This window comes from Kitasatospora sp. NPDC003701, assembly GCF_053587085.1.
Genome location: NZ_JBSFNM010000138.1, coordinates 1 through 5,264, shown reverse-complemented (window position 1 = coordinate 5,264; position 5,264 = coordinate 1). Strand labels below are relative to the sequence as shown.

Below are 5,264 nucleotides of genomic sequence, written 5' to 3'. Positions count from 1 at the left end.
TTCCGGCTGTCTGTGCGCCGCCAGGGACTCGAACCCCGGACCCGCTGATTAAGAGTCAGCTGCTCTAACCAACTGAGCTAGCGGCGCCTGCTGACGCGGAGAACATTACCTGGTCAGCAGCCGAAACTCACAATCGAGGGCCGGACGGCCGCTCGCCGCCCGCCCGCCGTCCGGACGGGTACCCCGGATCGGTATCCCGGTCGGGCGCCCGCCGGCCGCCGGACCGACGCGGCTCGCGCGGTCCACCGGGTCCACCGGGTCCACCGGGTCCACCGGGTCCACCGGGTCCACCGGGTCCACCGGGTCCACCGGGTCCACCGGGCCCACGGGGTTCCCGGGCCCACGGGGTTCCCAGGCTCACGGGGCTCACGGGGCTCACGGGGTGAGGACCACCTTGCCCCGGACGTGTCCGGTGCCGACCATCCGGTGGGCATCGGCCGCGCGCTCCAGCGGGAAGGTGTCGGCGATCTCCAGCCGCAGGCCGCCCGCCTCCCAGAGCTCGACCAGCTCGGCGAGCCGGGCCGCCGTCCGCTGCGCCCGCAGCGCGCGCAGGCCGAGCCGGGCGGCGGTGGCGTGGTCGACGACGGTGCCGATCCGGTCCCGGTCGGCGACCAGCTCGACCGAGGCCTCCAGGGCGCCGCGCCCGGCCGCGTCGAAGGCCGCGTCCACCCCCTGCGGCGCCACCGCCCGCACCCGCTCGACCAGCCCGTCCCCGTACGCGACCGGGATCGCGCCCAGCTCGCGCAGGTAGTCGTGGTTGCGCTCGCTCGCGGTGCCGATCACCGTGGCCCCCCAGGCGCGGGCGAGCTGGACGGCGACCGTGCCGACTCCGCCGGAGGCGCCGTGGACCAGGACGGTGTCGCCCGGGCCGACCCCCAGCTGGGTGAGCGCGACATGGGCGGTCTGGCCGGAGGCGGAGAGCGATCCGGCCTGCTCCCAGGGCATGCCGGCCGGCTTGGGGACGAGCTGGGAGCCGTCGACGGTGACGAACTCGGCGTGACTGTGCAGCACCCGGAAGCCCAGCACCTCGTCGCCGACCTCCCAGCCGTAGCTGCCCGGCCCGAGCTGGTCGACCACCCCGGCGAACTCGTTGCCCGGCACGGCCGGCAGCTCGACCTGCGCCCCCGGTGGCGTCCAGCCCTCCCGGACGGCGAGGTCGGCGGGCTGCACCCCGGCCGCGTAGACCCGGACCCGTACCTCGCCCTGTCCGGCGGCGGGGGTGGGCACCTCGGTCACCCGCAGTACGTCGGGACCGCCGAACCGGGGGACGGTGACAGCCTTCATCTGGAGCTCCTGCCTCGTGGTCTGTGCGCTCGGTCGCGGTGTTCTCGGTCGCGGTGCGCTCGGTCCTGCCCCGCGCTCCGATCATCAGAGGTGAAGCGGACTTGAGGTCAAGTGCCCTCCGGCGTGTTGCGATGGTTGAGCGCATTGTCGGATTTATCCTCGACGGCGGCCCGACTCACGTCCGGCCGCCCCCGCGTCCGTCATCCGCAGCCCGTCACCCGCTCTCTCCCCCCCCGCCCGACCTCCGTCCCAAGCCGTTCGTCACCGAGAGGAACTCCCGTGGGCCAGCTGCCCCTGCTCTTCGTGGTGCTGCTCGCCTCCGTGGTGACCATGCCGCTCGCCCGGCGGACGGGCGTGCCGCAACCCGTGCTGATGACCCTGCTGGGCATCGTCATGGCGCTGGTCCCGCAGATCCCGGACATCTCCCTCGACCCGGACCTGATCCTGCCGCTGGTCCTGCCGCCGCTGATCTTCGCCGTCGCCCGGCGCTCCTCGGTCCGCTACTTCCGGGCCAACATCCGCTCCATCCTGCTGCTCGCGGTCGCCCTGGTGGTGGTCACCACGACCGCGGTCGCCGGGACCGTGCACGCGCTGCTGCCCGCGCTGCCGGTCGCGGCCGCCGTCGCGGTCGGCGCGCTGGTCTCCCCGCCGGACCCGGTCGCCGCCGTCGCGGTGGCCGGCAGCGTCGGCCTGCCGCGCCGGCTGGTGTCGATCCTGGAGAGCGAGGGCCTGTTCAACGACGTCACCGCGATCGTCATCTACTCGCTGGCCATCGACGCGGTGGTCGGCGGTGACTTCTCGCCCGGCCACGCGGTGCTGCGCTTCGTGCTCTCGGCCGTCCTCGCCGTCGTCATCGGCATCGGGCTCGGCTGGCTCAACGCCAAGCTCGCCTCCTTCCTGGAGGACCCGACCCAGCAGGTCGCGCTCAACCTGCTGGTGCCCTTCGCCGCCTACACCCTGGCCGAGGAGACCCACGGCTCCGGCGTGCTCGCCGTCGTGGTCTGCGCGCTCTACCTCGCCGAGCGCGCCGCCGAGGCCGACGCCGTCTCCTACCGGCTGGTCGGCAACGCCTTCTGGGAGATCGTCGAGATCCTGATCACCGGGGTCGCCTTCGGGCTGATCGGCCTGGAGCTGGCCACCGTCCTGAAGGAGGCCGGCACCGGCTGGACGAGCATGCTCGGCGACGCGGCCGCCGTCATCGCCGTCGTGGTCGTGGTCCGGCTGCTCTGGCTGCTGCCGGCCGGCTGGCTCTCCAGGAAGCTGCGGTCCGGTGCCGACGAGGACACCCCGATCAGCTGGCAGGAGAGCGTGGTGCTCTGGTGGTCCGGGATGCGCGGGGTGGCCACCGTCGCCCTCGCCCTGGCCATCCCGCTGACCGTCGACTCCGGCGAGGGCTTCCCCGAACGCGGCCGGCTGGTCTTCATCGCCTTCAGCGTCGTCCTGTTCACCCTGCTGGTCCAGGGGCTCACCCTGCCGTGGCTGGCCAAGGTGCTGCACCTGGACGTCGACCACGACAAGCACGAGCAGGCGGTGCGCGAGCTCTGGTGGCGGGCCGCCCGGGCCGGGCTGCTGCGGCTCGGCGAACTGGAGGAGGAGGACAAGCTGCCGGCCGAGGTCGCCGACCGCCTGCGGGACCGTCAGCACGACCGGCTGGCCCGGCTCTGCCCGGAGAAGTACGCCGAGGAGGAGGCCAGCGAGGCGAAGCTGAGGCTCAGCCAGTGGCGGGCCGCGTACAGCGTCGAGCAGGAGATGATCGCCGCCTCCCGGCGCGAGATGCTGGCCGCCCGCAGCGAACTCGGCGCCGACCCGGAGCTGGTCGACCAGGTGCTGCGCGGGCTCGACCTGCGCTCCGAACGGAAGTGACGCGGCGTCCGGATCCACCGCCCGGCCGTCGGGCGGGCGACGCCGGAGCGTCCGGACGGCAACCGCCGGGCGTCCGGACGAGGGCCACGGAGCGTCCGCGAACGGAATGTGCGCAGGCGGTCCCGACGTTGCATAGGCTGGCCCCGGGCAGGCCGTCAACGGAGTCGGCGCACCACCAGTACCCGCACGACCTCGCGAAAACCCTCCCGCCTGGCCCTGCCGGTTTCTGCACCCAGATGAATCGAGGAGCCACCGATGTCGCAGACCCGTGCCGACGCCCGTACCCCGCTGGACCGCACCCCGCAGTGGGCGGCCCTCGGCAAGCACCGCGCGGAGCTGGGCGAGACGCACCTGCGCGAGCTGTTCGCCGCGGACCCGGAGCGAGGCCGCCGCTACACCCTCCAGGTCGGCGACCTGCACGTGGACTACGCCAAGCAGCTGGTCACGGACGAGACGCTGACCCTGCTGCGCGAGCTCGCCGAGGCCACCGGCGTCGCCCGGCTGCGGGACGCGATGTTCCGCGGCGAGAAGATCAACAACACCGAGCACCGCGCCGTCCTGCACACCGCGCTGCGCGCCCCGCGCGGGGCCGTCATCGAGGTCGACGGCGAGAACGTGGTGCCCGCCGTGCACGCCGTGCTCGACAAGATGGCGGCCTTCGCCGAGCAGGTCCGCAGCGGCGCCTGGCGCGGCCACACCGGCAAGCGGATCAAGGCCGTCGTCAACATCGGCATCGGCGGCTCCGACCTCGGCCCCGCCATGGCCTACGAGGTGCTGCGCTCCTACGCCGCGCGCGACCTCGACGTCCGCTTCGTCTCCAACGTGGACGGCGCCGACCTGCACGAGGCCGTCCGCGACCTCGACCCGGCCGAGACGCTCTTCATCGTCGCCTCCAAGACCTTCACCACCATCGAGACCATCACCAACGCGGTCTCGGCCCGCAGCTGGCTGCTCACCGGCCTGGGCGCGGACACCGAGGCGGTGGCGAAGCACTTCGTCGCCCTCTCCACCAACGCCGAGGGCGTCGCGGACTTCGGCATCGACACCGCCAACATGTTCGAGTTCTGGGACTGGGTGGGCGGCCGTTACTCCTACGACTCGGCGATCGGCCTCTCGCTGATGATCGCCATCGGCCCGGACGCCTTCCGCGAGATGCTGGACGGCTTCCACCTGGTCGACGAGCACTTCCGCACGGCGCCCGCCGAGGAGAACGTCCCGCTGCTGCTCGGCCTGCTCGGCGTCTGGTACGGCGCCTTCTTCGACGCCCAGGCGCACGCCGTGCTGCCGTACTCGCACTACCTGTCGAAGTTCACCGCCTACCTCCAGCAGCTGGACATGGAGTCCAACGGCAAGTCGGTGGACCGCGACGGCAACCCGGTGAGCTGGCAGACCGGCCCGGTGGTCTGGGGCACGCCCGGCACCAACGGCCAGCACGCCTACTACCAGCTGCTGCACCAGGGCACCAAGGTCATCCCGGCCGACTTCATCGGCTTCGCCCGCCCGGTCGCCGACCTGCCGGCTGGCCTGGTCGCCCAGCACGACCTGCTGCTCGCCAACTTCTTCGCCCAGACCCAGGCGCTGGCCTTCGGCAAGACGCCGGAGGAGGTCGCGGCCGAGGGCGTGCCGGCCGAGCTGGTCCCGCACAAGACCTTCAAGGGCAACCACCCGACCACCACCATCCTGGCCGGTGACCTGACCCCGTCGGTACTCGGCCAGCTGGTCGCGCTGTACGAGCACAAGGTGTTCGTCCAGGGCGCGATCTGGAACATCGACTCCTTCGACCAGTGGGGCGTCGAGCTCGGCAAGGTGCTCGCCAAGCGGATCGAGCCGGTGCTGCTGACCGGCGAGGGCGCCGACGCGCTGGACAGCTCCACGGCGGAGCTGGTCGCGCGCTACCGCTCGCTGCGCGGCCGCTGAGCCCGATGGCCGCCCGCCGGATCCGTCCGGCGGGCGGCACCGCGGGGGGCGCCCGGGCCGTCGGGGCCGTCAGGGTCGGAAACGCCGGAAGGCCCCTTGCTCTCGCAAGGGGCCTTCCGGCTGTCTGTGCGCCGCCAGGGACTCGAACCCCGGACCCGCTGATTAAGAGTCAGCTGCTCTAACCAACTGAGCAGATAGGA

3 protein-coding genes and 2 tRNA genes are annotated in these 5,264 nt (G+C 72.7%); 2 read left to right on the top strand and 3 right to left on the bottom strand.

Features of this window, described 5'->3' with window-relative positions; all coding sequences use genetic code 11:
- Nucleotides 1-13 precede the first annotated feature (13 nt).
- A tRNA-Lys gene (locus ACWDRR_RS44055) sits at nt 14-87 on the bottom strand.
- 288 nt (nt 88-375) lie between these two features.
- Nucleotides 376-1,284 carry an NADP-dependent oxidoreductase gene (locus ACWDRR_RS44050; protein WP_449777978.1) on the bottom strand — a complete coding sequence of 303 codons (909 nt, stop codon included), beginning with the start codon at nt 1,282-1,284 and terminating at the stop codon, nt 376-378.
- A 279-nt stretch (nt 1,285-1,563) separates the two neighbouring features.
- On the opposite strand from ACWDRR_RS44050, the gene ACWDRR_RS44045 reads away from it, so the two are divergent.
- Complete coding sequence (locus ACWDRR_RS44045) at nt 1,564-3,147, top strand: Na+/H+ antiporter (RefSeq protein ID WP_449777977.1); 1,584 nt, start codon at nt 1,564-1,566, stop codon at nt 3,145-3,147.
- 255 nt (nt 3,148-3,402) lie between these two features.
- Complete coding sequence (pgi, locus tag ACWDRR_RS44040; protein WP_449777976.1) at nt 3,403-5,064, top strand: glucose-6-phosphate isomerase; 1,662 nt, start codon at nt 3,403-3,405, stop codon at nt 5,062-5,064.
- A 130-nt stretch (nt 5,065-5,194) separates the two neighbouring features.
- Here pgi and ACWDRR_RS44035 read toward each other — a convergent pair.
- Nucleotides 5,195-5,257 (bottom strand) — tRNA-Lys (locus ACWDRR_RS44035).
- Nucleotides 5,258-5,264 lie beyond the last annotated feature (7 nt).

Bases quoted from the DNA above. Each gene is read 5' to 3' on its own strand.
- ACWDRR_RS44050 (WP_449777978.1), bottom strand. From the start codon at position 1,284: ATGAAGGCTGTCACCGTCCCCCGGTTCGGCGGTCCCGACGTACTGCGG.
- pgi (WP_449777976.1), top strand. From the start codon at position 3,403: ATGTCGCAGACCCGTGCCGACGCCCGTACCCCGCTGGACCGCACCCCG.